We start from the raw sequence: 26,104 nt of genomic DNA on the forward strand, positions 1-26,104 counted from the left end.
AGAATCAGGAGGAAAACAAATAGTGATGACAGGGGGAAACGTTGGGCTAGGCAACGCTCAGTTTCGGGCGTTGTTTGACAAGTCGCTGGATGCCATGCTCATTGCTGATGATCAGGGGTACTATGTGGAGGCTAACCCTGCCGCCTGTGACCTGCTGGGGCGATCGCGTGAGCACATTATTGGGCAACACATTGCCAACTTTATGCCGCCAGACCTGTGTTTTGAGACGGCATGGCAGCAGTTTCAGCAGCATGGGCAGGCACGAGGCGAAATCCAGATTCTGCGGGGCGATGGTTCACGTCGGGATGTGGACTATGCGGCAACGGCAGATGTATGGCCCCATCACCACCTGTCTATTCTGCGAGATATAACGGAACGCAAGCGGCTAGAGCGGCAGGTGCAGGATCTGCAGCAGCAGCTTGAACGGCGCGCTCAAGACCTAGAGAAGCACAATGACCGGCTGCAGGCTGAACATGTTCAGCAAAAACGAGTTGAGGCTGCCTTACGGCAAAATCAAGACCAGCTCCATGTCTTAATCGACGCTCTGCCCGTATGCATATCCTATATCGATCGCCATCAACGCTATCGGTATGTCAATGCCAATTACCAGGTATGGTTTGGGCAGACCCCGGCGGAGTTTGACGGAAAAACCGTAGCAGAGGTCATCGGCGCGGCTGCTTATAAGGTCGTCCAGGGCTATATTGAGCGGGTGCTGGCAGGGGAAACGGTGACCTATGAAGCAACCGTGCCGTTTCCTAACGATGTCCGTTATATTCATGGCACCCTGGTGCCCGATTTCGATTCCCGAGGGCAAGTCCAGGGCTACTATGCGGTGATTTTGGATCTGAGCGATCGCCATCGGCTTGAGCAAGCGCTGCAAGACAGCCAACGAAAATATCAGACCCTCTTTCAGATTTTGCCGGTGGGCGTTTCCATCACTGATGCGGAGGGATATCTAGCGGAGGTGAATCCAGCGTCTGAGGACATTTTGGGCATGTCCGTAGAAGATCTGACCCAGTTTACCTATGATGCTTCGTCTTGGCAGATCATCTGTCCTGATGGCAGTCCCATGCTGCCCTCAGACTATGCCAGCACCCAAGCGCTGCTGGGACATCAGGTCATTCGAGGGCAAGAGCAGGGCATTGTGCGCCCGGATGGCCAGATTCGCTGGGTCAGTGTGAGTGCTGCTCCTATTCCCCTGGATGACTATGGGGTGGCGATCGCCTTTGTCGATATCACGGAGCAAAAAGAGACGAGCCAAGCTCTGCGCCGCAGTGAGGAGCAGCGTAAGCTAGCAGTCGATCTATCTAAAACCGGCTGCTGGGAATTTAACGTGGCCACCGGCGAGGCTTGCTGGAATGACAACCAATTTTTGTTGATGGGGTTATCGCCTCTGCAAGGGATAAGTCACTATCAAACATGGCGCGATCGCGTTCACCCCGATGATTTAGCCGAAGCAGAAGCTGTGTTTAACCTAGCTTTGGAGACTCAGACGGATCTAGAGGTGGAATATCGGGTGATCCATCCCGATGGTACGGTGCGCTGGATGCTCAATCGAGGGCGAGGCATCTATGGGGCAGATGGGACAGCGGAACGGATGGTGGGCATCATGCTCGACATCACCGATCGCAAACTAGCAGAGGAGGAGCTACGGCAAGGAAAAGCCTATTTTGAATCCTTGACCACCGCCATGCCTCAAGCTCTGGTGCGCAAGAATCGAGACGGGATCATTACCTTCGCTAATCCAGCGTTTTTAGCCGAACTCAACAAGCCACAGGACGAGGTCTTGGGGCGCAACGTCCATGACTTATATTCGCCAGACCTTGCCAATCAGTTTGCGGCTGAGGATGCCTATATTCTAGACACTGGGCAAGGTTTAGATGACATTGTTACCTGCCCGTTGCCCCAGGGAGGCTTATCTTATGTTCAAGTGCTGAAGTCTCCCCTGCGGGATGCCGATGGGCAGATCATTGGCATTCAGAGTCTGTGCTGGAATGTGACCGATCGCGTTCTCCTAGAACAGGCGCTACAGGCTTCTGAGGCTAAGCTCAACGCCATTCTCAACAGTACGGCTGCTGCTATCCTGAGTGTCCAAGTGTTTGCCGATCGCTCCTATCGGTATGACTACTGCTCGGCAGGCTGTGAATCCATATTTGGCTATAGCCCAGAAGCTTTGATTGCAGATTCACAGCTTTGGTTGTCGCGGTTGCATCCTGAAGATATAGAACAGCACATTCCACCTTGCTTTGAGAAGATCTTTGCGGAAGTGCCCTGCCAATTTGAATATCGGTTTTGCCGGGGCGATGGTACTTGGCGCTGGTTATCGGTCGTTGTCACGTCTCAGTGGCAGGAAGAGCTACAGGGATGGTATGTGACCAATGTCCATACCGACATTAGCGATCGCAAGCAGGCAGAGCTAGAGTTAGAAACCACCCGTCAGTTTTTGCAGCGTATTCTCGATCATTTACCTGTAGCAGTCTTTGCCAAAGATGCCCAGACCCTCAGGTTTGTGCTTTGGAATCCTGCCTGTACTCAACTGATGGGCTATTCACCAGAAGCCGTGCTGGGTAAAACGGATTATGATTTATTTCCTGCTGAGCAAGCCGATCTTTGTGTATCTCAAGATCGAGAAGCGATCGCTAGCGGACTGTTGATAGAGGTACCTGAGGAAGTGATTGCCACCCAGGATGGCAGTTTTCGCATCATCCACAATCGTAAGGTTGCCGTGTATGACGCAGATGGACAGCCCCAATGGGTCATTGGTATTGTTGAAGACATCACTGAACAGCGGGCGGCAGAGGTGTCACTGCGCCAGCGAGAACAGGAGTTTCGCGCCCTAGCCGAAAATGCTCCTGATATGATTTTCCGCTGCGATCGCCAGTTTCGCTTTCTCTACGCTAATCCCAAGGGCGCAGAACTGAGTGGGATGTCAGCCTCAGACTTTCTCGGACACACCAGTCGTGAACTAGGATTTCCAGATGCCGTCGTTGAGCGCTGGGAGTCGGCTATGGATCTAGCCTTCACAAAGGCTCAAGAACAAACCCTTGAATATGAATTTCCACTGCTGGGGAACAATCACGCTTTTTATTCTCGCATTGCACCGGAGTTTTCATCAGACGGCCAAGTGAACTCGGTGCTGATTATGATTCGTGAAATTACTAATCTAAAACATGCTCAGCAACAGTTACTACAGCAGGCAGAACAGGAACGCTTGCTGAATACAATTACTCAACATATTCGACAGTCCTTAAACTTAGATCAAATCCTATCGACGGCTGTGCATGAGGTTCGATCCTTGCTGCAAGCTGATCGCGTCGTTGTCTATCGATTTAACCCAGACTGGAGCGGCAACATGATCGCCGAGTCTGTTGTACCGCCTTGGCAGAAGATTCTAGGCAGCAGTCTTCATGATCCTTGTTTTACTGGCACCTTAGTAGATGAGTATCAGCTTGGTAAGGTTAACCGAATCGATGATCTTCAAAACTCACGCCTAGCACCGTGTTATGTAGCTTTGCTCGAACAACTGCAGATTCAGGCGAGTCTGGCTGTCCCCATTGCATGGGAGAACAATCTCTGGGGTTTGTTCTGTGTACATTATTGTGCAGTTCCCCATGTGTGGCAGCCCTGGGAAGAAGACTTGCTCAACCGTTTGACGAGTCAATTGGCGATCGCCCTCCAGCAGTCAGAACTGCATCAACAGGTCAAACAATGGAACCTGAATTTAGAACATCAAGTGCAGGAACGCACGGCAGATCTTCAGCAGTCGCTAGATTTTGAAGCCACCCTCACCTCCATTACTGATAAGGTGCGGGATAGCCTAGATGAAGAGCAAATCCTAGAAGCTGTGGTGTTAGAGCTAGGGCAGCGCTTGGACGTGGAATGTTGTGATACGGGTCTATATAGTAATGACTGCACCGTTTCTACAATCGCTCACGAATTTGTGCGATCGCTGCCACCTCAGAAGGGTTCATCCCTTTTGATTCAAAGCAATGTCCATCCTGAGGTCTATGCTACTCTGTTCCAGAAGCAAACGTGTCAGTTTTGCAGCTTAGCTATCCGTCGCGTTAGTGAAGACTACCCTTATCTGACCGTGCTAGCTTGCCCTATCTCAGATGACCAAAACATTTTGGGGGATTTATGGCTCTTCCGCGTGGGTGACGTTGTATTCACTGATGCGGAGGTGCGCTTGGTGAAACAGGTTGCCAAGCAATGTGCGATCGCTCTGCGGCAGTCACGTCTCTACCAAGCAGCCCAGAGCCAGGTGTTGGCGCTGGAAAAGCTGAATCGCCTCAAGGATGATTTTCTCAGCACTGTGTCCCATGAACTGCGTACACCCATGTCGAGCATCAAAATGGCGACGGATTTACTGGAAATGCAGCTTCGACAGATGGGACTACTACCCCATGAGTCCTATCCATCAACAGATCCGTTGGTACATACTCCCTTAGCACGCTACGTTCAAATCCTCAAAGACGAAGAAGATCGGGAGATCAACTTAATTAATGACTTACTTGATTTAACCCGTTTGGATGCAGACATAGAACCCTTGGTGCTCACCTCATTGCACCTACAAGACTGGTTGCCTCATATCCTAGAACCCTTCATGGTGAAGGCGCAGCAGCAACAGCAAAACCTTACCCTTACTCTTGATCCATCCTTGCCTTTGTTGGTGACAGATTTGCCTTACTTCCAGCGCATTCTTCATGAGCTGCTGGGCAATGCTTGTAAATACACCCCGGCTGGCGGCACGGTGAATCTTTCGGTGCGGGCTAACTTAGGCATTTTGGAGCTAGTTGTGACGAATTCCGGCGTGGAAATTCCGGTATCTGAGCGCGATCGCATCTTTGATCGTTTTTATCGTGTTCCCAATCATGATCCTTGGAAGCACGGCGGTACAGGGCTTGGCCTGGCGCTGGTTCAAAAACTCGCGACCTGTTTGGGTGGAACGATCCAGGTGGATAGTGGTGACCATCAAACGTGGTTTACCCTACGACTGCCGATCGCTCCATCCTAGATGGGGTGCGTCTGAATCAAGATATACATCTTTGCCTAGAAACCCACCGGATGCAAAATGTTGCGCTATCCGGCGGATCGTCAGCGCTGCCTGGTAGCGCTGGATTTTTAAGAATGTCTACGGATATCTCTTAAAACGGATCGAATAGCCTTTTGGTAAGGATGTTTTGTTTCGACAGAGGAGGAATCTTACATGGATGCCAGCACAGCCATTCACGGGCTAGAACATTATGCCCAGAGCTACAGCGTTGTTTTGACCTACCCTGCCAACAGCCAGCGGGTCTCGGGTTTGACCGTGGGGGATCAATACCCCGTGCTCAATCAGGTGATGACGCTGACATCAATTCAAATTGTTGAACAGGGAGGCGATCGCTCTTGGCAACTCTGTTTTGAGCCGGTCTAGGGTGAGCCGGTTGAATGTAAACCGGTCTAGTCTCAACCTGTTTCACACTTGGGCAAGGAGCCTCAACCTTCTGGACGGTGGACTCGCTTGCCGGTGAGTTCCATGACGTTATGCTCTGCTCGCCGGTTGCTGGACGAACATCTCAATGCTGGCGGCTAGAAGTCTTGCCTGCCTAGGCAAAATGTCTAGACGGGGGCAAGCCTGCGACGCTAACTGTTGAGATAATCCGCATCTGCTTCGGGTAGCGATGGGTTAATGCTAATGCCTGAGCCCATTTCAAACCCAGCCGGTGTACCCAAACGCGGGCGGATCTGGCAAGACCAGTGAAGCTGGGGCTCATTGGCCTTGTAGCGAGCGGCGGTCATGATGGCAAAGTTATAGGCAGGATTGTTGAGCTTTTGGTGGAGCTTGAGCAACACCTGCTGAAGAATGCTGGCAAACTGTACCACTTGCTGGGGGTTGATGGTGCCAAAGTCCGCACTGTGAACCTTAGGCAAAATCATCACCTCAAAGGGCACCTCGGCTGCATAGGGGATAAAAGCAATAAACTCGTCATTGTCTGCAATCAGTCGTTGGCGATCGCACAGCTCAAATTCCAACATGTCGCAGTAGGCGCAGCGCCCCCAGTCATCAAAATATCGTTGGGCTTCATCTTCTTGCCAGCGATAATGACGCGGCACAATGGGGGTGCTAATGATCTGGGAGTGGGGATGGCGTAGGGAGGCTCCCGCCGTTTGCCCATGGTTGCGAAAAATGATGATAAACAGGTTCTGGGGAATGGCCATCAGCGTCAGATAGCGCTGGCGATAGGTTTCCACCACGGCGCTGACGGCCTCTAGGGGCATGGTTGCTAAGGTTTGGTCATGGTGGGGGCTTTCAATCACCACTTCGTGATGACCATAACCCGGCAGTTCTAGATAAATGCCGGTGAGCGATCGCAGCGGTTTAACATCGGGCGACAGGGCCGGATACTTGTTGGGAACCACCCTGGTTTGCCAGCCTTGACCCGTAGCATCCATCAGCTCCAGCAAAATGGGTTCGTCATGGTAGTGGCAAAAGGGGCAGCGGGCCCGCTCCACATCGCTGGACGGCAGTTCACTGGCGATGGGAAAGTCTTGTGGGCGCTGACGGCGACTGGGCGCATAAATCACCCATTCATGGGTCGCTCGGTTGAGACGAATGTGGCTATTATTCATGGGAACGTTTGATGCAACGACTACAAGGAGCGATCGCTCCGTCTGCATCGCTAGGGGCTGAACTCGATCGTGGCTTATGTGCTTCCTCAATTATCTAGGCTGTTCTTCCGGAACAGGGACGATCACAACCGAGCGTTAAGATATTGCAACGTCAGCCGGCTGTGCGAGTGCCAGATCTAAGTGTGGCTCCTGCTGCTTGTCAATGCTGTTCTAAATCGTGCTGGGGAAGAGTGTGACCCTGCGAAATAGCTTTTCAATGCACTGAATCCATCAAATGGGAGCATGTGCTTCAGGTCATCCATTGTTATGGTATTGAGGCTGGCACAACCACAACCCTAGAGCGTTACGTTCATCTTCTATAGTTTGCTTTAACCCTAAGAGACCACCATCTATGACTGTTAAGACTACGCTACTTGCATTTACCCTTGGCACCTTGGGAGCGATCGCCCCCACCATGGTCGCCACCGCCAATCCCGTGGTAGAAGCTGAAACCACGGCGGGCACCAATGATAGTTTTGCTACCCGAGAAATGGTGCCCGCCGGTGCCTCCCATGTGCTCGGCAGCCTCAGTTTTGGTACTGATCTAGAGGCCTACGACTATCAATTTTCGGGACAACTGTCGCCGGATGAAGCTGATTTCTACACCATTCCAGACCTGCCTCCCAACCAGCCTTTTTACGTATGGATCGATAACACCGCCAGTGGTGTTGATACGGTGCTAGGCGTGTTTGATGGGGAATCTGTTCTGCAAACCGATGATGATGCTAGCCCCGTTGGTACTGGCCTAGCATCGGCTACGGGCGGCACCGTCAGCGCTGACGGCACCATTCGTCTGGGCGTAACAGGCTTCCCTGATTTCAACTTCGACGGCATGACCGATGATCCAGGGTTCGGCATGGATCCCATGCCCCCCAGTGATTTCACGCCCCAGGGAGGAGACTACAGCGTCTACGTTCAGCTTGGTACCAACTCTGTTGCCAATGTGGATGCTGCCAGTGCCGACTATAGCTTTAACGAAACCCTGATCCCCGGTGAAGTGGGGATGATTACCTTAGACGATTTGCCTGCGGGTGAGCCCTTTGTGGTGTGGATTGACAACACCGACAGCGGCATTGACACCATGGTGGGCATCTTTGACCCATCTGGAGAACTGCTGGATCTCAACGACGACGGTAGTCCCGTGGGTAACGGACTGGGCTCCATCTTGACTGGATTTGTGGGCGATGACGGATCGGTTGATGTGCGCGTCACCCTGTTTCCCGACTTTGACTTTACCGGTGAATACATGAGCCAGGGGCCAGGAGAGCTTCCTCCCTTTGAGCCAGGGCCTCACGGTGCGGAAGGTGCGTATGAGCTTTACGTGAAATTGGGGATTGATTCCCTGCCCGGCGATATAGATTTCTTGGTCTTTCCAGATCTGACGCCCGGCAGCGAGTTTGTGGCAGAGGTGACCCTGGCTAATTTTGATCCCGTTTTGGGTTGGTTTGATGATGAGGGACAGTTGATCACCGTGGATGACGACGGTGGAGAAGGGGTCTATCCGCGCATGGTGGGTACGGTTCCTCCCAGTGGTACCGTCACGCTGGCGGTGAGCTCTTTCCCTGATTTTGAATTTGACGGTAGCCATCAGGCCGTGAGCGACTATGTGCTGCGCTTTGATGCACCTACTCGTTAAGGTTTGTCGTCTGCTCTAATCAGCGATCGCCCGGCCCAACGGCCGGGCTATTTTATGGCTTGAATTGGGTTTGCCGTGGATGTTGCTCAGGGTTGACAGGAGTTGTGGATTTCCCCGGATCCCTATCCTGATCTTCCATGCTAGGTGGGGAAGATAGGGATAGACGCTCAGTGGCCTGCGCCGGCGGTGTTGGCTAGACAGAGCAAGATTTTAAGCCAGGGCCACCGTTCGATTCATGGGGGGCGTGGCAGGATTGGGGATCTGGGCGATCGCCCTTGGGCAGGCGATCCCATGGCATGGAATCAATGATTCACAATGAGCGGGGGACACCTTGAAAAAATTTCATTGGCTAAATCTAGCGGAATATGCATCCTTGGTGGGCTTGGGGGTGGGTACCGTCGCATCGATTGTGTCGCAGCAGATGCTGTTTACCTCAGCGCCACTCTCCTTTTTGGTGTTGTTGAACCTTGCCAATCGACGACGACTGGAAGCCATGACCGGCAACGATATGGCGATCGCCATTGCCCAGGTGGATCAAAAGGTCAACAAGCATTTAGAACTTCTGGATCAGCAGGTGCGATCGCTGCCAACGGTGGAGGCGGTGGGCCATCTGCGTCAGTCGGTTCTGCGAAAAAATCGTGAGGGGCTGGAGCAGGTTGCCCATGGCGTCAAACGAATGCAGCAAGAGATGCAGCGGCGTTTGCAAGCGGTGGAAAAACGCAGCGAAACCCTAAACTCAGAACAGCTTGTGCAGATTGCTGAGCAATATAGCGCTCTATCAGATTCCCTCGGGCATGTGACCGCTCAAGTCCATCGACTGTCCACATCCGTGAATACCGATGGTGTGGGCAGTGATATTGCTCAGTTGAAATCGGAGGTGGGGCAGCTTCAGGCCAATCTACAAAAACTGGCCGATCAAACCCGCCCCACGCTCACCTCCGTGCAAGACCAGGTGAGTCATCTCAATCGCCAAATTCAAAAGTTGCCGCCGCCCTTTGACTCCAGCGCCATGAAGGAAGAGGTGGGTGAGCTGATCAAAATGGTGTCAGACATGGTGCCCAAGCGAGATTGGGGGGCGCTGGTGGCGGAGATGCAGGCGCTGCACCGTCAGCAGGAAATGCAGGCTCAAGTGGATGAAGCCATTCGCCAAGATCTGAAATCTATCCATTTAAAAGTAACGTCACCGATTACGCCGGTGGATGTCTCTTCCCTGCGCAAGCAAGTGCAAGACTTAGCTCAGCGTCTTGATTCCATGCCGCCCCCGGTGGATATTGCGGCTCTATCCAAGACCGTGGAACGTTTGGTGGATACCGTGAAGGGAGCGGTGCAGGATTCGGTGCCGAGGCAAGATTGGTCGGTGCTGCAGGCGCATGTTCAGGGACTGTTGCGGCAGCAGCAACAGCAGCAGCTCGTGGCTGATGAACTGCAGCAGGATGTGCAACGTTTAGAGCAGCAACTGCAAGACATGCCCGCAGCTCCGCAAATGCGATCCCATGTGGAGCAAATTCTCCGGCAGCAGCTTCAGGAATTGGGGCAACAACTGCACCGCCAACTGCGCCAGCGCCCGCCGTCACCGCAGCGGTTGCCGTCGATGTCGCTCACCAACGGCAACGGTAAGTCCCATGCGCTAACGACTCCCTCAGGGATGGATGGAGAAGGTTTGGATACCTTAGAGCCGGTGCATTCGGAGGAAGAGTTTCAGTTGCGGATTGAGTCGATGCTGCGCCAAGAGTTGGCGGATATTAATCAGCAGCTGCAATCGCTACCCGATGGCTCTGACTATGAGTTTGTGTTTGATCTCGGTCATTCACCATCGCCCGCAACCTCTGCGCAGGTGACGGAAGCGATCGCCAACAACCGAGCCACCCTAGAAGCGGCATTGGCCCAGACCCAAGAGCGGCTGATTTTGATTTGGCCTTGGTCGAGCCAGTGCGACTTAGATGACGCCATGCTGGCCCAGTTTCGCGCCATGCTGGATCGGGGCTGTCATTTGGATATGGGTTGGTGTCATTTGGCCGATCGCACGGAGCCTCGGTTTTTGAGTGTGATTAATCAGCGGTGGTTCATCAATCCTCTAGAACGCGGGACTTTGCACAATACGCTGCAAAAATTCCTCACCCTCAAGCGCCAATATCCCCAGCATTTCCAGTTCAAGATCTTGGGTACCATTGAAAACTTCTTTGTATCCGATCAACAGTTTGCGGTATTGGGCATCAAGGATACGCTGATTACCCAAACGGCCTTTCCCCATTTAGAACTGAAGTTGCGCACGACGGATTCGCTGGTGATTCAACGCTTGGTCGATCGCTTTGAATCGACGGAACTGGATTCTAACGATCTGGATGCCTATTGGAACCGAGCCGTGACCCGCTACGATCTGGGCGATAAGTCCGGGGCCCTGGCTGACTTTGAACATATTCTATGTTTGGCGTCTGATGATGCGCTGGCCTATACCTATCGAGCTGCGGTGCGCTATGACTTGGGTGATAAAGCTGGGGCTGCTGCAGACTTAGATGAATCTTTGAACCTAGAGGCTAATCAGCCGACGGTCTACTGCAATCGGGGATTAATTCGGGCAGAGATGGAGGATCATCATGGAGCGATCGCTGACTATAGCGCGGCCATCTGGGCCAAGCCTGACTTAGCCATTGCTTTCTTTTACCGAGGCTTGAGCTACCAAAAGCTCAACAATGCCACCGCTGCTCTCACGGACTACCACGAAGCGATTCGCCTAGAGCCTAGTGCAGCGATCGCTTACTACCACCGCGCCATCATGGAACAGAAATTGGGCGATCGCCTCAGTGCGTTGACAGATTTTGAGCGGGCCGCCCAGTTGTTTGCCGCCCGAGGTAGCCAAGCCAATGCCCAGCGGGCCAAGGCCTGTTGGCAAAAGCTGCAGAATCAGTAACGTGCTCCACATCGTCTAGGGAAGGCGCTGCCAGTCTAGGGTCTGAGCTTTCCAGCGCAGGAGATGGATAGGTTCCTGCTGGGGCCAAGCGGGGAGCCCTAGGGCACGGCGGGGAGCTAGGGTGGCCAGGGCGATCGCTTCCGATGGCGCACAGATGCCCTGCCGCACGAGATATTGCACACCGGCTAGCAGAGGCAGGGTTGTGCCCGAGAGGGTGCCGTCTGCTAATCGGGCCGTGCCTTGAATCACCTCAATCTCGCGACTATCCCAGGGGTAGCGACCGTCGGGCAACCCTAGGGGAGCCAGGGCATCGCTGACCAGAAAGAGCCCCTGGGGATAGGACTGGGGCGATCGCCCGCCGCGCCCTATGCGTAGGAGTAGATCAAGCATGGTGGGAGCTACATGCACCCCATCGGCAATCACGCCGCAGAAAACCTGGGGATGGGTGAGGGCCGCGCCTAAGAGGCCCGGTTGGCGATGATGCAGGCTGGGCATGGCATTGAAGGCATGGGTGACCATGGATGCACCTTGGTCAAAAGCTCGTTTGGCCTGCTCTGCCGTAGCTTGGGAATGTCCCAGACTGACGATCATGCCCTGGTTGACGAGGGTGGGAATCACCTGGCCGCTGCTGTCGAGTTCTGGCGCTAGGGTGATCACTTTGACCAAGGATGCATAGTTGGCGAGGACTTGGGAGACCTGCTCTAGGGTGAGGGGTCGCAGATGTTCGGCGGGATGGGCACCCCGTTTTTGGGGATTGAGAAACGGCCCCTCTAGGTGAACGCCTAGAATGCGCGCGCCGCGATCGCTCCCCTGATTACCAAAGGCTGCTACGGCCGCCAAGGCGCGATGAATATTCTCCAGCGAGGTGGTCACCAGGGTGGGTAGAAACGCATCCACACCTTGCTGCCAGAGAAAGCCGCAGATTTTGTCTAGGGTCTCTAGGTGAGCGATCGCTAAGTCGGGAAACGCCAGGCCCAGCGCGCCATTGATTTGGAGATCTACCCCGCCCGGTGAAATCCAGTCGCCGTCTACATCGAGGCTGGCATCATCCAGGCTGGCATCATCGGGGGCGATCGCTTCGTCCATGGACTGGATGCGGGTGAGTCGTCCAGCGGTCAAGCAAAGTTGGTGAAGGCCGTCGCGGTCGGGCAGGCGAGCGTTGATAATAGTGGAGGATTGGGCAGCCATGGGCAGGTATCTAAACGCCGATCTGCTCCAATCTTCCCACAGTCGCTTGCCCCGCATGGGGTATCTGGTGTTGAATTCTATGACCCATCCGTTTGTTGGCATCATCATGGGCAGTGACTCCGACCTGCCTACCATGCAGGCGGCGATCGCCATCTGTGAAGACTTTGGCGTACCCCATGAGGTGGCGATCGTCTCGGCCCATCGCACCCCCGAGCGCATGGTGGACTATGCCCAAACCGCTCACACCCGAGGGCTGAAGGTGATCATTGCGGGAGCCGGTGGCGCGGCCCATCTGCCAGGTATGGTGGCCGCCCTCACGCCCCTGCCGGTGATTGGGGTACCGGTGCTCACCCGCACCCTCAACGGTGTCGATTCCCTGTACTCCATTGTGCAAATGCCAAGGGGGATTCCGGTGGCCACCGTGGCCATCGGCAATGCCCAGAATGCTGGACTGCTGGCGGTGCAAATGTTAGCCAGCCATGACGCTGCGCTGCTGGAAAAGGTGCAGCAGTATCGGCAAGCTCTACAAACCAGCGTCATGGAGAAACAGGCTCAGCTTGATGAGCTAGGATATCAGGCATATTTAAAGGAGATGTAGAAGATTGGCTTAATCCAACACGATCGGGGATTGAGGCTAGAACATCTTGGAAATAGGAAGATTAGCCGGTAGGAGGTAGAAGGTAGGAGGATGACGTCCATCTCACTTAACGCCTAAGATTCTGATGCCTAAGATCCTGATGGCTCAGACTCTGCCTGCCCTCACCGATCGCCTGTCCATAGCTCATGGAGTAGATTTCAGCGGTGGACACAGAACATTTGTCTTACCAACAGCGGCTGCAGCAGTATCGAGAACAGTTTACTGAGGCGGTTGCCCAAAACGCCCATCGTGATCCACAGATGCGATCGCGGTTTAATGAGCTGCGTCAAACCTTGGATCTCAATCCTTTAACCGTGGGTGAGCTGGAGCAGAGTATCATCCAAGATCATCTGTCTGCCGCTGATCCGGCTGGGCTGGGTGATCTGGTGCCCCGCAACACGCCCCAGTCTCCAAGCGATCGCCCTGTGGTATTGGCTGAGGAGCGATCGCCCGAGCCCCAAGATACGCCCCCACCCCCGAGCGATCGCCTCCCGACCGCCGATCCATCTCCCTCGACCCCTGGGGTGCAAGAGAGGCGATCGCCAGAGGTATCGCCAGAAGTATCGCCAGAGGTATCGTCAGAGGTAGAGGAGCGATCGCAACCGGAGTTGCCGCCAGAAGAAGACTTTTCCGTAGAACCGACGGATCCTCAACCAGACTGGGTGGAGCGCTATAAAAAAGCGGTTTGGGATGCCACCCAGCGGGCCCTGCCGATTCGCGATGAGGATCGGCATCATTTAGAGTCTCAGCGGCAGGAACTCGGCCTCACCTTAGATGAAGCAACTCGCTTTGAGGCGGAGGTGATTGCCCAGGTTAAAGAGGAGGAAGATGAGTATCAACATCGTTGTCAGCAGTATCAAGATGTGGTGAGAGAGATCTGCGCGGTTGAATGGCCCCCCGGAGCCTATGCCGAGCACTATCTCAAACAGCGACAACAGGACTTGGGTATCCACGATAAGGATCTGTCGATGTTGACAGATCCGATTGTGAGCGCTGTGCGAACGGAAGGCCAGCCCCCTCCTTCTGACCAGCCTTCTGCTGATGGGGAGGCGAGGGATGGGGAAGAGGCGTCTCCCGAATCGTCGAACCAGGAGCCGTCTGTTGAGGTGCGACGACCCAGTGCGGCCTTTAGCTATAAGGATGAGGATGGACAGACCAAAGTTAGTCCCTCTTTGCCCTCAGTTCCACATATCAATGATTTTCCAGACGACTACAAAGCCTTGGAGATTGCCCTAGCCCAGAAACGCTGGCAAGATGCTGATCGGCAAACGCTCGTGATCTTACTCAAGCTAACGCAGCGGGAGGATCAGAAATGTCTGGATCCATCGTCGATCCGTGAGCTGCAGTTTCAGGATTTATGCGACATCGATCGCCTGTGGAGTGTCAATAGCCAAGGTAAGTTTGGATTTTTGGCTCAGCGTAGCATCTACCAAGAGTTGGTGCCGGATCATCAAAAGCTTCCTAGGCGGGCGATCGCCTTTGCCAAGGAGGTGGGTTGGTGGTCAACGTCGTTGCGGGTGTTCAAGGTCTACACCTGGCTCGATTTTGATGATGCTCGGGCCCAGTCAGGGCACCTGCCTGCCCTATGGTTTTGGCAGCTTCCCTTTCTAGAATCAATTTTGGCTGGGGGCTTTGGCACTGGGCGCGGGTTTTGCGATACGGATCCAGGAACGTTGAGTACGTTTATGGCGTGCCTCGGGGTGTATGAGGTTCATGACGATGTAGCTCCCCCTTTGTGACGACAATACCTATCGATCCGGAAAAAAGGTACAGATATCTATTTGATCCGGAAAAAGGTACGGATACCTATAGGAGGCCAAAGCTTAGGACGCCCTGCTGATCTAGATCAGGGTGGGGCGATCGCTCGGCTGAAGGCACGGCCGCAATATCGTAGGTGGGGATAGGAGCTGGAGCAGCATGGGCAGGCTGAGGCTCAATCTCTTGGGGCAAAGGAGTGGCAGGCTCAGGGTTGGAAATGGGCTGGTGGGCAATGATGCCGCTATGGTCGAGGACTCGGGCGATCGCTTGCTGGCGGCGCAGTTGGTCAGCTTTGATGCCCTGATAGGTATTGCCCAGCCCCGGTGCATCCCAGCGGTTGGTGGATGGATTGAGGTAGGAATACACCCGCGCCTCTAGGACAGCATCCGAGCCGCGGTGGCCCTGGCGATAGGCTTCCTGTAGGCGATCCACATAGCCGCCTTCGTCACTCAGGGCCGCAAGCGGGGCTTGGTTGGCTAGGTCAATGCCGTTGATGATCACCTCTTGGGTGAGGTCTAGGTTGCGACGACTGGCCAGCGATCGCAGCAGTTGCGTTTGCCTATACAGCCGCTCTAGTTGCTTTTGATCGGCCTCCTCGGGAGACTGGGCACCGTGCTGGTAGGAGAATGTACCAAGATTCCAAACGCCATTCCCTGGATCGCGATGACCGTAATAAGCTGGGGTGCGATCGCCTGTCACGGTACGGGTTCCTTCTGCCGCGCCGATCGCCTTCGCAATAATCGAATCGGTGCCGCCTTGAAAGAGGCGATCGCCCTCCCAGGGTTCGCCAGAAATCCAGGCATAGAGGCCGCTGGGGTGGAGATCTGGATGGGGCGATCGCGGTTCGGCCTCCGGTGCATCTGTCTCGGGACGGCTGAATAGGCGTAGGGTTTTGGCCACAATCTCGCCCATATCTGTGCCTGCGGCTTCCCGGCTTCCAGGGTTGGCGCTAGCATCGGCTAAGGTCGAGGGGGCAGGCGTGAGGCGGGGTTGGCTGAGGTCGAGGGCGATCGCCTTGGGATGGGGGCTGACCGGTTGAACGACCCTGACGTCGACCTGCACGACCACCGGGCGATCGCGGGAGGAGATGTCGGTGAATGCTAGGTGAACAATGACGATGGAGAGCAGGAAGGAGGGGAGGTAGTTTAGGAAACCCATGGCTATGGTGGGCCAGCGATGGATCCAGTCCTTTAAACCTGCGGGAATCGTGATCTGCAGCCTGGGCTGATCCCAGTCGTCAGGGTTGGCGTGAGCTGGCATCGCTATGAAGGCTGCGCGAGATGATGGTGGAGTGGGTGTGAGTCCGGCAATCATGGATGACACTAGCTTGAGAGAACAGAACGGTAGACGGGGCACGAGGCGATCGCTCCGGTGGGAGATTGTCGATCGTGAACGCGATTGCATCAAGGTTGGACGCTCAACTTGAGCTGGACGATGTCTTGGGTCAAGTCCGAAAACGTCTCGGAATGGTCGAGCGATCGCCCTTAACGATCTTGAAACAGTCCTTCAATGAGACTGCTAGCGGGTTCCACTAGGGCCCATGTGCCATCGGGCTGTTTGCGTAACGCGGCAAAGTGCAGCAGTTGCCCCGTGCCGATCGCCTCTCCTTGCTTCACAGCGCCTAGTCGAGGATTGTGCAAGCCGCACAGTCGCAGTAGATAAGCGGGCACCTCCGGACTCGAAAAAATCAGGCAATCACTCTCGGCATGGGGCTGCAACTGGCCATCAAAGGGGGCATAGACGCGATCGCCCTTGAGCTGAATAGAAATATCTCCTAGTCCTGCAACAACCGGATACGTCCCGATCTGACTACCTGGCTCAAGCTGCCAGGCCTGTTGAATGGTGAAGGCTCGGGGAGCGATGGGGCGATCGCGGCTACCGCAAGATACAAGGACAAGCCCTATGACCCAGAGCCAGAGTCTAGGGTTGAATATCAAAGGCATAGCCCGCATATTCCTCCTCTTCATAGAGAATCACCAACCAGGTTTTGGGATCAAACTCCAAGGTATAGAGCGATCGCTCTGCCGATACTCCGGCGCGAATTTCAATCGCTGGTAGTTGGCAGTAGGGCTCGCTGAGGAGTTGGCGTACGGTGCTAGCCTCCTGCCGCTCGGGAATGGCCAAAAGCTGCAGCAGGGTTTCACGGGAAAGCGCTTGATGGGGGCGAGGTGTGCTGCTGCAGGTATGGGGAAGTGGAGGTGCCTGGGTTTGCCAGCGGTCGGTGATGCTGCCTAGCAGTCCGACTGCACCGAGGATGACAGCACTGCTGATCAACGCCGCGACTAAGTTAAACGGTGGTGCAGAGCGATCGCCCTTGATCCGGCTGGAGGTTGTACTAGAGTGGTTGACTCTGGTATGGGCAGTCTGGCGCGACCGTCGTGGCTTGCTCTGTGGGGGAGAATGAACGTTCTGGGGATGGGTGGTCATGGTCTGTTCATGCCGAATGATAACTAGGCAACATGAAGCATCCCAGTTCCCCGCACAGCGGTGATTAGGATGCCGAGTACAAGAACGCCGCAGTCAGAATGCTGACCTACGATGCTCTTGCAATCCATGAACTCCCGCAGCCTAGGGGACTGACAGGAGTTACCTTAATATAGTACATATGTACGATAACGACAAGCGATATAGTTCATCTGTACTTCATGAATGATGGCTTTTCTTAAAGACTGTTGGTGGCTCAGGGCAGTACGGGTCATGGGGATGGCGATCGCCCCACCGTTATCCCAGTAAAAACCCCGACGGTTTCCAGCTTGGGGGTTGGAGACCATCGGGGTAGGTATGCAGCCGAGATAGCTGCTTGATTCATGCCGTGCAAAAGGTGGGGCGTCTAGGGAATGAGCACACCATCCTCTACGGCATCATCACTGGCACGATCAACTAAGGACTGTTCCACCGGATCAGCTAAGGGGCTGGGCGGTTCCACGGTGCTGTTGTCTGGCTGATCGGGTGCCTCTGGGGCGATCGCGTCTGGGCTGCTTGGGGCCAGCTTGGAGGCAGTATCGTCGGCTGGATCGTTTAGATCCTCTGACCTATGCTCTGCTGGCCCATGCTCTGCTCGATCTTTAGAGGGTGAACTGCTGGGCTCTGGCTGATCGGCCGCCTCTGGGGCGATCGCTGGCGTATCCTCCTCGGCGGCTGTCTCCTCAGGCTCCGGTTGAGGTTGAGCTTTTTCGACCGTTTCTAGCTTGGTGGTATTGGGGCTGGCGGTATCAGATTTTTGCCCTGAAGCCTGCTCTGAAGCTTGCTCTGGATCGTCTGTAGGCTCTGGTGCAGATTCCACAGGATCTGGTACGTCGTTAGGTTCAACGGTGGGCACTGTCTCCAGATCGGGCTCCTGAACCTCATCCTCGTCGGGGCTTGTGGCGTCGGGTTGGGAACTGTTGGGTGCCGGGGCGTCATCGTCGAAGGCTGCCGGTGCTTCGGTGGCTGTCTCGGCCGGTTCTTGGGTAGAACGTGCTGGAGGGATAACCTCATCGCTGGGGAGGATGGCGGTGGGATCCACAATCTTCAAGGCCTGATCGGCATTTAAATCCCCTCGTACTAGGCGAGAAAGGGTGTCTTGTCCACCGGGTTCGTAGGTAATCAGCCGAGCTGTGTTGTTAAAGGCATTGGCGATCGCCTGCCCGTCTTCATCCAATAGCTCAAGCTGCACCCAGTTTTGCCCTGGCTTAAATCCCTCTAAATAGATAGGTTGCCAATCGTCAATCAGGAAGGACTCACCATTCACGGTGCAGCGAATCATCCAGTCTTTAATGTCGTCGGTTGTGTCCTGACGGGCAACCAAGTGGAGCGGCGCATGGGTGAGGTAAAAGTCGAGCATGATCGGCTCTGCGCCGTAGCTACCCTGGGGGCGGCTGTAGGTGAGCAGGGGCTGGGCAGCACTCGGACGATGCTCATCGGTTTTGGTGAACACATGGAAGGTGACTTGGGCATAGGCTTCATTGTTTTTGAAGCTCTCATGCCAAGGGCGGGACGCAAAGGCCCGAAGGGTGTGGCTGCCAACGGCTAGGTTTTCGAACACCAGGGGAACGGCGGGGTCATACACCGCTGTGTAGGGGCCGTCATCCAAAAAGACATGCAGGTGGGGGCCAAGGCCAAGCTGCTCATCTTTAAATAGGGGCAGATCCTGCACCGAAAATTGCACCGAAACGCGATCGCTCTCTAGGACAGCATCGGCCTGGGGAGACACAATCGTCACCTGGGGCTGATAACCATCCAGCTTTTGACGCAGTTCCTCTAGGGCAATGGGAGGAGCCACCTCGGAAATGTTGACGATGGCGGTAGCGGCCATCGATTGTTGACGATCGATAGAGCGATCGCCCCCACAGGCCATTAATCCCACCGATAGGGCGATCGCTAGCCCACCCATACCCATCCGTTGGAGAAGTCGTTGCCACACCATCATCAATTCGTTGTGTCCTTCGCATTGATCGTCATAGGCACTATATCGCTTCACATTCCAGGAAAACCAGGGCATGAGGATTGCCTGACCTCTGACATCCTTGCATAATGTCAGCTCTACGGCTGCTGCCCAGTCGATACAGGGTCTCTAGGGTTATGTCTGATACAAAATTCGTAGACATTGAAGAGTTGTTTATAGAATCCTTTGGAAACTATCTATAGATTGAGGGTTGTTTTCTTGTCTACAGAGAGCGATCGCTAGGATTGCTCGACGTGAATGGAGCCATTCCATCAAAACTGTGTTGAAACGCAACATTACGTCACGTTGGTTGACCATAGAAATACCCAACGGATGTACTAAGTAAAACTAATCTATATGGCTATCATAAATACGACAATCTATGATACTTTCCCAATCGATTGCATCCAGTTTTAAGGCCTCTATCCCCTTCATTGCCTGGATTTTGGGTCATTTCTCAGGCTTCTATAGATAGGATGTCAAGCAAACGACATAAAACCATACTGTTCGAAGCTATACAGACTCATCCTCTTAGCAATTCTGAACGATGCAACACGAAATATTTCGTTTTATTGAGATAGATAGATCTCGTACCCCTTTGTATGTGTGTCTCTATAGTCCACACACTAGACCCACTCATTGTTTGATCATTTTGAATTATTGTTAACGAGCGTTAAAGTCGGTGGAAATGCGGCTCTATAATGCACAACAGAGCCGTACTACCTGTATGAAGTAAGCTACCTCGTTAGCTTGTTTCGTTTTGTGGCCTTGGTTTTGTTGCTTTGTGTCACGTTTGCTAAGGGTTTTCCCCATGTCTGAGATATCAGTCGGGGCGATCGCCGCCGCACCGTGAGTCAGTCCTTGTACATTCATTGATTGGTTAGGCAGCAACAACTCAGGGTCGTTCCAGGGAAACGGACATTTCACTCGTTCCTTGTCTAGAGAGAGGAGAGTCTCTGATGACAACTACCCCGCGGGAGCGAGAGGCAAAGGTGAAAGTTGTAGTCGATACCGATCCCGTTCCTACTTCATTTGAGAAGTGGGGCAAGCCAGGTCATTTTGATCGGACCTTGGCGAAAGGGCCCAAAACTACAACTTGGATTTGGAACCTTCATGCCGACGCTCACGATTTTGATAGTCATACCAGCGACCTAGAAGATATATCTCGTAAAATTTTTAGCGCGCACTTCGGGCATTTGGCCGTTGTGTTCGTTTGGCTTAGCGGTATGTACTTCCATGGCGCTAAGTTCTCGAATTATGAAGCTTGGTTGACCAATCCGACTGGGATCAAGCCCAGTGCACAAGTGGTTTGGCCAATCTTTGGTCAAGAAATTTTGAATGCAGATGTAGGTGGCGGTTTCCAGGGGATTCAAATTACCTCTGGGTTCTTCCAGCTCTGGCGCGCATCTGGCATCACCAATGAGTTTCAGCTTTACTGCACCGCCATCGGTGGCTTGGTAATGGCTGGTCTGATGCTATTTGCTGGCTGGTTCCACTACCACAAGAAAGCTCCGAAGCTAGAGTGGTTCCAGAACGTGGAATCCATGATGAACCACCACCTCGCCGGTCTCCTTGGACTTGGCTCCCTAGGTTGGGCTGGTCATCAAATCCACGTTTCGTTGCCCATCAACAAGCTTCTGGATGCTGGGGTTGCACCGCAAGATATTCCGCTCCCCCACGAATTCATCCTCGATAAAAGCTTGATGGCAGAGCTGTATCCCAGCTTTGCTCAAGGGCTGACCCCCTTCTTCACTCTGAACTGGGGCGTATACGCAGATTTCCTCACCTTCAAGGGTGGTCTCAACCCGGTCACCGGCGGCCTCTGGCTGTCTGACACGGCGCACCATCACTTGGCGATCGCTGTCCTGTTCATCATTGCCGGTCACATGTACCGCACGAACTGGGGCATCGGTCACAGCATGAAGGAAATTCTCGAAGCTCATAAGGGTCCCTTCACCGGTGAAGGACACAAGGGTCTGTACGAGATTCTCACGACCTCTTGGCACGCACAACTGGCGTTGAACCTAGCCCTGCTCGGTTCTCTGACCATCATCGTGGCCCACCACATGTATGCGATGCCGCCCTACCCCTACTTGGCAACGGACTACCCCACCCAGATCTCGCTGTTCACGCACCATATCTGGATCGGTGGCTTCCTAATTGTTGGGGCAGGTGCTCACGCCGCCATCTTCATGGTGCGTGACTACGATCCCGCCAAGAACGTTAACAACTTGCTTGATCGCGTGCTCCGTCAACGGGATGCGCTGATCTCTCACCTCAACTGGGTTTGTATTTTCCTAGGCTTCCACAGCTTCGGTCTATACATCCACAACGACACCATGCGTGCTCTGGGACGTCCTCAAGACATGTTCTCAGACACTGCTATTCAGCTACAGCCTGTATTTGCTCAATGGCTGCAAAACATTCACACCTTGGCTCCGGGGGGCACCGCGCCCAACGCTCTAGCGACTGCTAGTGTTGCCTTTGGTGGAGACGTGGTTGCAGTTGGCGGCAAGGTTGCCATGATGCCCATTGCCCTAGGCACGGCAGATTTCATGGTTCACCACATTCACGCTTTCACGATTCACGTCACCGTACTGATTCTGCTGAAAGGTGTTCTCTACGCTCGCAACTCTCGCCTAGTGCCAGATAAGAGCGAGCTAGGGTTCCGCTTCCCCTGTGACGGCCCCGGTCGGGGTGGTACCTGCCAAGTTTCTGGTTGGGATCACGTCTTCCTTGGTCTGTTCTGGATGTACAACTCCCTCTCGATTGTGATTTTCCACTTCAGTTGGAAGATGCAGTCGGATGTGTGGGGTACCGTGTCACCTGATGGTTCGGTCTCCCATATCACAGGCGGTAACTTTGCACAGAGCGCCATCACCATCAACGGATGGTTGCGTGACTTCCTCTGGGCTCAGGCGTCTCAGGTGATTGGTTCTTACGGTTCAGCACTGTCTGCCTACGGCTTGCTGTTCCTAGGCGCTCACTTTGTATGGGCATTCAGCCTCATGTTCTTGTTCAGTGGTCGTGGCTACTGGCAAGAGTTGATCGAGTCCATTGTTTGGGCCCACAATAAGCTCAAGGTTGCCCCAGCAATCCAGCCTCGCGCTCTGAGCATCATTCAGGGACGGGCTGTGGGGGTCGCTCACTACCTCCTAGGAGGAATTGTCACGACTTGGGCATTCTTCCTGGCTCGAATCATTTCAGTCGGATGAGCACGAGGAGAACTCATTAGGACTTATGGCAACTAAATTCCCAAAATTTAGCCAGGATCTGGCCCAGGATCCGACAACTCGTCGGATCTGGTACGGGATTGCCACGGCCCACGATTTTGAGAGCCATGACGGCATGACGGAGGAAAATCTCTACCAGAAGATTTTCGCCTCCCACTTCGGTCACCTGGCAATCATCTTCCTTTGGACGTCTGGCAACCTGTTCCACGTCGCCTGGCAAGGTAACTTCGAACAGTGGATCCAAGATCCGCTAAACGTGCGTCCCATTGCCCACGCAATTTGGGATCCTCACTTCGGTCAGCCTGCGGTGGATGCGTTCACCCAAGCAGGTGCATCTGGCCCTGTTAACATCGCCTATTCCGGTGTGTATCACTGGTGGTACACCATCGGGATGCGCAGCAACGGCGAACTGTATTCTGGCGCAGTGTTCCTCCTCCTTTTGGCGGCGGTCTTCCTGTTTGCTGGTTGGTTGCACCTGCAGCCTAAGTTCCGCCCGAGCCTGTCTTGGTTTAAGAATGCTGAATCTCGCTTGAACCACCACTTGGCTGGTTTGTTTGGGGTTAGCTCCTTGGCTTGGACGGGGCACTTGGTTCACGTGGCGATTCCCGAAGCTCGGGGTCAACACGTGGGTTGGGATAACTTCCTATCCACGCCTCCTCACCCGGCTGGGCTCATGCCCTTCTTTACCGGTAACTGGGGTGTGTATGCCCAAAACCCTGATACGGCGGGCCATGTATTTGGTACGTCTCAAGGGGCAGGCACGGCAATCCTGACCTTCCTGGGTGGCTTCCATCCTCAAACCGAGTCTCTGTGGCTGACGGACATTGCCCACCACCACCTAGCGATCGCTGTGATCTTCATCGTTGCAGGTCACATGTATCGCACCAACTTCGGGATTGGTCACAGCATCAAGGAAATCTTGAAGGCTCACCGTCCCCCCGAAGGCACTCCTTTTGGCGGTGCATTGGGTAAGGGTCATGAAGGTCTGTACGACACTCTGAACAACTCGCTGCACTTCCAGCTAGCGCTGGCCCTCGCCTCCTTGGGTGTGGTCACCTCTCTGGTTGCACAGCACATGTATTCGCTGCCTCCTTACGCCTTCATGGCGAAGGACTACACCACCATGGCGGCGCTCTATACCCACCACCAGTACATCGCCGGTTTCATCATGGTTGGGGCGTTTGCTCACGGTGCGATCTTCTTGGTACGGGATTACGATCACGCTGCCAACAAAGACAACGTGCTGGGTCGGGTTCTGGAGCACAAAGAGGCAATCATCTCTCACCTGAGCTGGGTGTCTCTGTTCTTGGGCTTCCACACCCTTGGTCTGTACGTCCACAACGACGTCATGCAAGCCTTTGGCACGCCTGAGAAGCAAATCTTGATTGAACCTGTGTTCGCACAGTGGATTCAAGGCGCTCACGGTAAGGCACTGTACGGGTTTGATACCCTGCTGTCTAACCCCGATAGCATTGCGACCACGGCTTGGCCGAACTACGGCAACGTCTGGCTGGGTGGCTGGCTTGATGCCATCAACAGTGGCGCGAACTCCTTGTTCTTGACCATTGGCCCTGGCGACTTCTTGGTTCACCACGCGATCGCTCTCGGTCTGCACACCACCACCTTGATCTTGGTCAAGGGTGCGTTGGATGCCCGTGGTTCCAAGCTGATGCCCGACAAGAAAGACTTCGGCTACAGCTTCCCCTGTGACGGTCCTGGACGGGGCGGTACCTGCGATATCTCTGCATGGGATTCCTTCTACCTCGCTATGTTCTGGATGCTGAACACCATCGGCTGGGTCACTTTCTACTGGCACTGGAAGCACTTGGCGGTATGGCAAGGTAACGTGGCTCAGTTCAACGATACCTCTGTCACCATCATGGGCTGGCTGCGGGACTACCTGTGGCTCAACTCCTCCCAGTTGATCAACGGCTACAACCCCTACGGCATGAATAACCTGTCGGTCTGGGCTTGGATGTTCCTCTTTGGACACCTGGTTTGGGCAACCGGCTTCATGTTCCTGATCTCTTGGCGGGGTTACTGGCAAGAGCTGATCGAAACCATTGTGTGGGCCCACGAGCGCACGCCTCTAGCTAACCTAGTTCGCTGGAAGGACAAGCCCGTTGCTCTCTCAATCGTTCAAGCTCGTTTGGTAGGTTTGGCTCACTTCACGGTTGGCTATGTCCTCACCTATGCGGCCTTCTTGATTGCATCCACTGCAAGTCGATTTGGATAACCGCTGCTAGCTTAAATTAGCCTGAAGAACCTCCCGCTGGTCGGGGGGTTCTTTTTCATGTTTGATCTGGATCTACGATCGGCGTCCCCCTGAAATCGCTCTGAATCAGGAACCCTTGGCGATCGCTCTGGAAGCCGCACAGATTTCATCCATGGCAGGTGAAATCTGTGCGATCGCTGGTTGCTTGGGCTGTTGATATTGTGTAGATTCCGATTGGGCTGGGAATACTAAGGGGGTATGGATAGCTAGGGAGTAGCCGTATTTCTTGGGAGGAGGCAGCGATCGCCCTTGAGACCTACATCTGTAAATATACGGAATATATACAGACATTGTCTCAACGCATGGTTACGGCTGATTGTTGGGTTGGAGGTAAGATCTGAGCTGAAACCATCGAAGGGCACTCTAAGGATTGTGACCGAAAAGCACTCACTGAGCCTACTTCAGAAAGCTCTCTGCGTGGCTAGAAGCAATCTGGCTAGAACGAGTAGACAACGTCCACGCCGTTACAGTTTCAAGACATCGAGACTACAGGGACTAAGGGCGATTATATTAGAAGTGTTCATGAAGTTATTGTGTGGATATTGTAAAGCTGGTGCTGACGATTCGACGTGATTTTCATTAGGATGGGCATCAGGACGATCCATGGGGCTGAGGACTAGTTGGCTTGGTCTATGGCTAAGTAGCTTGTATCACCTGCTCGCGACCTATGCTCACCTAGTTATGGGTGAGTTGTCCGTAGATTCTCTAGAGCATGAGCGATCGCTCCTGTTTTTTCACAGCTACGTCCTAGGCGTTAAACATCTCAAGGGCGGGAGCAGTATGACAAGACAGCATCTGATGTAAAACGCTAGGAATCTGACTGCCTTCAACCCATGGCTCATGGTTTCTTTACAAACATGTTTCTTCTGTACAGTTCATTCCCTTTTGCAAGCAATGGCATCCTGTAGCCATACCGTTTTATATGATGCAATTCCTCATAACAGGGACGCCTAAGATCCTCAACCAGCCGTTGAGCGATGGGCAATGATCCATTGGAGCGCACTTTAGCAATGACATCGGACTATAACATTGGTTCCAAACTTGCAAATCGCTATCTGCTGACCGATTTACTTGGGCGCGGCTCCATGGGGCGCGTCTATGCGGCTAAAGACATCGTTCTGGGTGGCGTGCCGGTTGCGGTGAAACTACTGTCTCAAACGTTGTTAAACCGTAAAATGCGCGATCGCTTCGAGCGAGAAGCAACAACCTGCGCCCTGTTGGGTCAAAAAAGCATTCATATTGTCCGCGTGACAGACTATGGTGTTCGAGAAGACGACGAAGTTCCTTTTTATGTGATGGGTAGTGCATTTTATTGCAGGACAAAGGAAAAAACGAGGTTACCTTGCTCCGCCAGCTTTTGTCTGATTTGGCGATTGTAGTCATGGATGAACAGCC

General features: G+C 53.9%; 16 protein-coding genes and 1 pseudogene. 9 read left to right on the forward strand and 8 right to left on the reverse strand.

Annotated elements, in window-relative coordinates; genetic code table 11:
- Positions 1 to 25: 25 nt before the first annotated feature.
- Positions 26 to 5,014: a PAS domain S-box protein gene (locus JUJ53_RS19210; protein ID WP_204153654.1), complete on the forward strand. Its 4,989-nt coding sequence runs from the start codon at positions 26 to 28 to the stop codon at positions 5,012 to 5,014.
- Between the two features lie 192 nt (positions 5,015 to 5,206).
- A complete protein-coding gene (locus tag JUJ53_RS19215; RefSeq protein ID WP_204153655.1) occupies positions 5,207 to 5,416 on the forward strand; it encodes a hypothetical protein in 210 nt (69 codons plus the stop codon).
- A 209-nt stretch (positions 5,417 to 5,625) separates the two neighbouring features.
- Here JUJ53_RS19215 and JUJ53_RS19220 read toward each other — a convergent pair whose 3' ends face one another.
- Positions 5,626 to 6,612, reverse strand: coding sequence for a DUF4931 domain-containing protein (locus tag JUJ53_RS19220; RefSeq protein WP_204153656.1), 987 nt, complete (start codon positions 6,610 to 6,612; stop codon positions 5,626 to 5,628).
- 391 nt (positions 6,613 to 7,003) lie between these two features.
- Here JUJ53_RS19220 and JUJ53_RS19225 point away from each other — a divergent pair, with 391 nt between their 5' ends.
- Positions 7,004 to 8,287 (forward strand): hypothetical protein, encoded by a 1,284-nt coding sequence (locus JUJ53_RS19225; RefSeq protein WP_204153657.1) that lies wholly within the window; start codon positions 7,004 to 7,006, stop codon positions 8,285 to 8,287.
- 331 nt (positions 8,288 to 8,618) lie between these two features.
- Entirely contained in the window at positions 8,619 to 11,195 is a 2,577-nt protein-coding gene (locus JUJ53_RS19230) for a tetratricopeptide repeat protein (RefSeq protein WP_204153658.1), read from the forward strand.
- Between the two features lie 15 nt (positions 11,196 to 11,210).
- Here JUJ53_RS19230 and nagA read toward each other — a convergent pair whose 3' ends face one another.
- On the reverse strand, positions 11,211 to 12,383 hold the full coding sequence (nagA, locus tag JUJ53_RS19235) for an N-acetylglucosamine-6-phosphate deacetylase (protein WP_204153659.1): 1,173 nt from the start codon (positions 12,381 to 12,383) through the stop codon (positions 11,211 to 11,213).
- Between the two features lie 79 nt (positions 12,384 to 12,462).
- Here nagA and purE point away from each other — a divergent pair, with 79 nt between their 5' ends.
- Positions 12,463 to 12,981: a 5-(carboxyamino)imidazole ribonucleotide mutase gene (gene purE, locus JUJ53_RS19240; RefSeq protein ID WP_204153660.1), complete on the forward strand. Its 519-nt coding sequence runs from the start codon at positions 12,463 to 12,465 to the stop codon at positions 12,979 to 12,981.
- Between the two features lie 203 nt (positions 12,982 to 13,184).
- Entirely contained in the window at positions 13,185 to 14,759 is a 1,575-nt protein-coding gene (locus JUJ53_RS25585; protein WP_204153661.1) for a GUN4 domain-containing protein, read from the forward strand.
- 67 nt (positions 14,760 to 14,826) lie between these two features.
- On the opposite strand, the gene JUJ53_RS19250 is transcribed toward JUJ53_RS25585, so the two are convergent.
- The 5 genes from JUJ53_RS19250 to JUJ53_RS19270 all read right to left on the reverse strand — a co-directional run bounded on the left by JUJ53_RS19250 (position 14,827) and on the right by JUJ53_RS19270 (position 19,258).
- Entirely contained in the window at positions 14,827 to 16,182 is a 1,356-nt protein-coding gene (locus tag JUJ53_RS19250; RefSeq protein ID WP_204153662.1) for a hypothetical protein, read from the reverse strand.
- A gap of 80 nt (positions 16,183 to 16,262) precedes the next feature.
- Positions 16,263 to 16,721 (reverse strand): hypothetical protein, encoded by a 459-nt coding sequence (locus tag JUJ53_RS19255; protein WP_204153663.1) that lies wholly within the window; start codon positions 16,719 to 16,721, stop codon positions 16,263 to 16,265.
- Entirely contained in the window at positions 16,699 to 17,205 is a 507-nt protein-coding gene (locus tag JUJ53_RS19260) for a hypothetical protein (protein WP_204153664.1), read from the reverse strand. The genes JUJ53_RS19255 and JUJ53_RS19260 overlap by 23 nt, the downstream gene beginning before the upstream one ends.
- A 164-nt stretch (positions 17,206 to 17,369) precedes the next feature.
- Positions 17,370 to 17,549: a hypothetical protein gene (locus tag JUJ53_RS19265; RefSeq protein WP_204153665.1), complete on the reverse strand. Its 180-nt coding sequence runs from the start codon at positions 17,547 to 17,549 to the stop codon at positions 17,370 to 17,372.
- Between the two features lie 59 nt (positions 17,550 to 17,608).
- Positions 17,609 to 19,258 (reverse strand): hypothetical protein, encoded by a 1,650-nt coding sequence (locus tag JUJ53_RS19270; RefSeq protein ID WP_204153666.1) that lies wholly within the window; start codon positions 19,256 to 19,258, stop codon positions 17,609 to 17,611.
- A gap of 902 nt (positions 19,259 to 20,160) precedes the next feature.
- Here JUJ53_RS19270 and psaA point away from each other — a divergent pair.
- The gene (gene psaA / locus JUJ53_RS19275) at positions 20,161 to 22,416 is read left to right on the forward strand and encodes a photosystem I core protein PsaA (protein WP_204153667.1); all 2,256 of its coding nucleotides are present in this window, start codon (positions 20,161 to 20,163) and stop codon (positions 22,414 to 22,416) included.
- 25 nt (positions 22,417 to 22,441) lie between these two features.
- On the forward strand, positions 22,442 to 24,670 hold the full coding sequence (gene psaB / locus JUJ53_RS19280) for a photosystem I core protein PsaB (RefSeq protein ID WP_204153668.1): 2,229 nt from the start codon (positions 22,442 to 22,444) through the stop codon (positions 24,668 to 24,670).
- Positions 24,671 to 24,775: 105 nt separating this feature from the next.
- Here psaB and JUJ53_RS19285 read toward each other — a convergent pair whose 3' ends face one another.
- Positions 24,776 to 25,000, reverse strand: a complete 225-nt coding sequence (locus JUJ53_RS19285; RefSeq protein WP_204153669.1) for a hypothetical protein — start codon at positions 24,998 to 25,000, stop codon at positions 24,776 to 24,778.
- Positions 25,001 to 25,719: 719 nt separating this feature from the next.
- Here JUJ53_RS19285 and JUJ53_RS19290 point away from each other — a divergent pair.
- Positions 25,720 to 26,007 (forward strand): annotated as a pseudogene (locus JUJ53_RS19290) (serine/threonine protein kinase); the annotation flags it as partial.
- Between the last annotated feature and the right edge of the window lie 97 nt (positions 26,008 to 26,104).

The organism is Leptolyngbya sp. CCY15150, from assembly GCF_016888135.1.
GTDB lineage: Bacteria > Cyanobacteriota > Cyanobacteriia > RECH01 > RECH01 > RECH01.

Coding starts and splice junctions, on each gene's coding strand:
- JUJ53_RS19210 (WP_204153654.1), top strand. CDS start 26: ATGACAGGGGGAAACGTTGGGCTAGGCAACGCTCAGTTTCGGGCGTTG.
- JUJ53_RS19215 (WP_204153655.1), top strand. CDS start 5,207: ATGGATGCCAGCACAGCCATTCACGGGCTAGAACATTATGCCCAGAGC.
- JUJ53_RS19220 (WP_204153656.1), bottom strand. CDS start 6,612: ATGAATAATAGCCACATTCGTCTCAACCGAGCGACCCATGAATGGGTG.
- JUJ53_RS19225 (WP_204153657.1), top strand. CDS start 7,004: ATGACTGTTAAGACTACGCTACTTGCATTTACCCTTGGCACCTTGGGA.
- nagA (WP_204153659.1), bottom strand. CDS start 12,383: ATGGCTGCCCAATCCTCCACTATTATCAACGCTCGCCTGCCCGACCGC.
- purE (WP_204153660.1), top strand. CDS start 12,463: ATGACCCATCCGTTTGTTGGCATCATCATGGGCAGTGACTCCGACCTG.
- JUJ53_RS19250 (WP_204153662.1), bottom strand. CDS start 16,182: ATGCAATCGCGTTCACGATCGACAATCTCCCACCGGAGCGATCGCCTC.
- JUJ53_RS19255 (WP_204153663.1), bottom strand. CDS start 16,721: ATGCCTTTGATATTCAACCCTAGACTCTGGCTCTGGGTCATAGGGCTT.
- JUJ53_RS19260 (WP_204153664.1), bottom strand. CDS start 17,205: ATGACCACCCATCCCCAGAACGTTCATTCTCCCCCACAGAGCAAGCCA.
- JUJ53_RS19265 (WP_204153665.1), bottom strand. CDS start 17,549: ATGGTCTCCAACCCCCAAGCTGGAAACCGTCGGGGTTTTTACTGGGAT.
- JUJ53_RS19270 (WP_204153666.1), bottom strand. CDS start 19,258: ATGCCCTGGTTTTCCTGGAATGTGAAGCGATATAGTGCCTATGACGAT.
- psaA (WP_204153667.1), top strand. CDS start 20,161: ATGACAACTACCCCGCGGGAGCGAGAGGCAAAGGTGAAAGTTGTAGTC.
- psaB (WP_204153668.1), top strand. CDS start 22,442: ATGGCAACTAAATTCCCAAAATTTAGCCAGGATCTGGCCCAGGATCCG.
- JUJ53_RS19285 (WP_204153669.1), bottom strand. CDS start 25,000: ATGTCTGTATATATTCCGTATATTTACAGATGTAGGTCTCAAGGGCGA.